This window comes from Campylobacter concisus (assembly GCF_902460545.1).
Lineage (GTDB): Bacteria > Campylobacterota > Campylobacteria > Campylobacterales > Campylobacteraceae > Campylobacter_A > Campylobacter_A concisus_AE.
In genome coordinates, this window is the sequence record NZ_CABPUE010000003.1 from 1 (window position 1) to 2,723 (window position 2,723).

Consider the following 2,723-nt stretch of genomic DNA (forward strand, 5'->3'; position numbering starts at 1 on the left):
GTAAATGATTGTAACATATTTTATTTTAACAAAGCTTTTCAAAAGAAAAAAGCGATTATAATTGCCTAAAAAACATTGCAAAGGAGCATTTTATGCGAAGTCATTATTGCACCGATCTTAGCAAAGCTGACATCGGCAAAGAAGTAATACTTTGTGGCTGGGCAAACACATATAGAGATCATGGGGGCGTCATTTTCATCGACTTAAGAGATGTTAGTGGGCTTATACAATTAGTTTGCGATCCGGCTGATAGCAAAGAAGCACATGACGTGGCTGCAAAAGTAAGAGATGAATATGTCTTAAAAGCAAAAGGAAAAGTAAGGGCTAGAGGCGAAGGACTAACCAATCCAAAGCTAAAAACTGGCGAGATAGAGGTGATAGTAAGCGAGCTCATCATCGAAAATCCAAGTGAGCCACTACCCTTTATGATAGGTGACGAGAGCGTAAATGAGGACATTAGGCTAAAATACCGCTTTTTAGACCTTAGAAGCGAGCGCTTGCAAAATATATTTAAAATGCGTTCTCGTGCAGCGATCGCAGCTAGAAACAGCCTAGATAAAATGGGCTTTATCGAATTTGAAACTCCGGTTTTAACACGCGCTACTCCAGAAGGTGCGAGAGACTACCTAGTGCCAAGCCGTGTATATCCGGGTCAATTTTATGCGCTCCCACAAAGCCCACAGCTATTTAAGCAGCTTTTGATGTGTTCTGGCTTTGATAAATATTTCCAGATAGCAAAATGCTTCCGCGACGAAGATCTAAGGGCTGATCGCCAACCAGAATTTACCCAAATAGATATCGAAATGAGCTTTGTCGAGCAAGAAGATATCATAAATATGGCTGAAACGATGCTAAAAGATATATTTAAAGCCTGCGGATACGATATCAAAACGCCATTTAGACGTATGAGCTATAAAGAGGCCACTGAGACTTACGGCTCAGACAAGCCTGATCTTAGATACGATCTAAAAATGATCAATGTGATCGATATTTTCGAGCGCTCAAGCAATGAAATTTTTAGCTCTATCGCAAAAGATAAGAAGAAAAACCGCATCAAAGCACTAAAAGTACCAAATGGCGACAACATCTTTAGTAAGCGCGAGATGAATAGATTTGAGGAGTTTGTATGTAAATTTGGTGCACAAGGTCTTGGCTACTTCCAAATGAAAGAAGATGGCCTAAAAGGCCCACTTTGCAAATTTTTTGAACAAAGCGATCTTGACGAGATCATCTCAAGATGTGAACTAAAAGTTGGTGACGTTGTATTCTTTGGTGCTGGTAAGAAGAAGATTGTGCTTGATTATATGGGAAGATTTAGAATTTTCCTAGCTGAGCAAATGAATATCATCGATCAAGACAAACTTGAGTTTTTATGGGTGCTTGACTTCCCAATGTTTGAGCAAAATGATGATGGCAGCTACTCTGCGATGCACCACCCATTTACAATGCCAAAAAATATAGACGAGCCTGATCTTGAGGACATTCTCTCTATCGCTCACGACGTCGTACTAAACGGCTTTGAGCTTGGCGGCGGAAGTATAAGAATTCACAAAAACGATATCCAACAAAAAGTATTTAAACTTCTTGGCATAGATGAAGAGGAACAGCGTGAGAAATTTGGCTTCTTGCTTGATGCCTTGACATTTGGGGCGCCTCCACATGGTGGTATCGCGATCGGCTTTGACAGGCTAAATATGCTCGTAAATAAAGCAAGCTCGATCCGTGATGTTATAGCCTTCCCTAAAACACAACGTGCTCAGTGCCCACTAACAAAGGCACCAAGCCACGCTAGCAATGAACAGCTTAGGGAGCTAGGACTAAGGATAAGAGAGAAAGAGCAAAAGAATTAAAATTTTTGCAATAAATTTAGACTTTTAGATGTCTAAATTTGAGTTATTTTATTTAAAGATTAAATTTTTGAGACAAATTTAGATGTTGTGCAGAAAATTTCATCCCAAAGCTAGACATATAGTCTGCTACAGGGTGAAATTTTCAAACTCATTCAAAGGTGCTCAAAAAATATAAAAAGGGAAAGAATGAAAAATTTATTTTTAATCATCGGCGCTCCAGGCAGCGGCAAAACAACAGACGCATCGATCATCGCACAGCATGATGAGAAATTTGCGCACTTTTCAACTGGCGATCTTTTAAGAGCTGAAGTCGCAAGTGGTAGCGAGCTTGGCAAACTTATAGACGGCTTTATCTCAAAAGGAAATTTAGTTCCACTTGGCGTCGTCGTAAATACGATCGTATCAGCTATCAAAAGCTCAAATAAATCAAACATCATAATCGACGGCTACCCAAGAAGCGTTGAGCAAATGACTGAGCTTGATAAGGTATTAAGTGAGCAAAAAGAAATTTCTCTAAAAGGTGTCATTGAAGTAGATGTTAGCGAAGATGTTGCAAGAGCTAGAGTGCTTGGCCGTGCAAGAGGCGCTGACGATAATAACGAAGTCTTTAACAACCGCATGAAAGTATATCTTGATCCGATCAAACCTATCCGCAAATTTTATAGCGAAAAAGAGCTACTTCACGTAGTAAATGGCGAGCGTGGCATTGACGAGATCGTGGCTGATATCAAAAATTTACTAGCTAAACTTTTATAAATTTACAGACCTTGCATAAAAATGTGCAAGGTCATAAAGAAATATCATTCAAATATATTTATTTTTAATTTTATTTTAAATGTAACTTCCCTACAATTCTAAACCTATTTTTAACAG

Annotated in this window: 2 protein-coding genes; both read left to right on the forward strand. The window is 38.9% G+C overall.

Annotation, left to right across the window (positions count from 1 at the left end; genetic code table 11):
- Positions 1-92 precede the first annotated feature (92 nt).
- A complete protein-coding gene (gene aspS / locus FZ949_RS03030) occupies positions 93-1,850 on the forward strand; it encodes an aspartate--tRNA ligase (protein ID WP_148790131.1) in 1,758 nt (585 codons plus the stop codon).
- Positions 1,851-2,036: 186 nt separating this feature from the next.
- Positions 2,037-2,606, forward strand: a complete 570-nt coding sequence (locus FZ949_RS03035) for an adenylate kinase (protein ID WP_103579564.1) — start codon at positions 2,037-2,039, stop codon at positions 2,604-2,606.
- The last annotated feature ends 117 nt before the right edge of the window (positions 2,607-2,723 follow it).

Bases quoted from the DNA above. Each gene is read 5' to 3' on its own strand.
- aspS (WP_148790131.1), top strand. From the start codon at position 93: ATGCGAAGTCATTATTGCACCGATCTTAGCAAAGCTGACATCGGCAAA.
- FZ949_RS03035 (WP_103579564.1), top strand. From the start codon at position 2,037: ATGAAAAATTTATTTTTAATCATCGGCGCTCCAGGCAGCGGCAAAACA.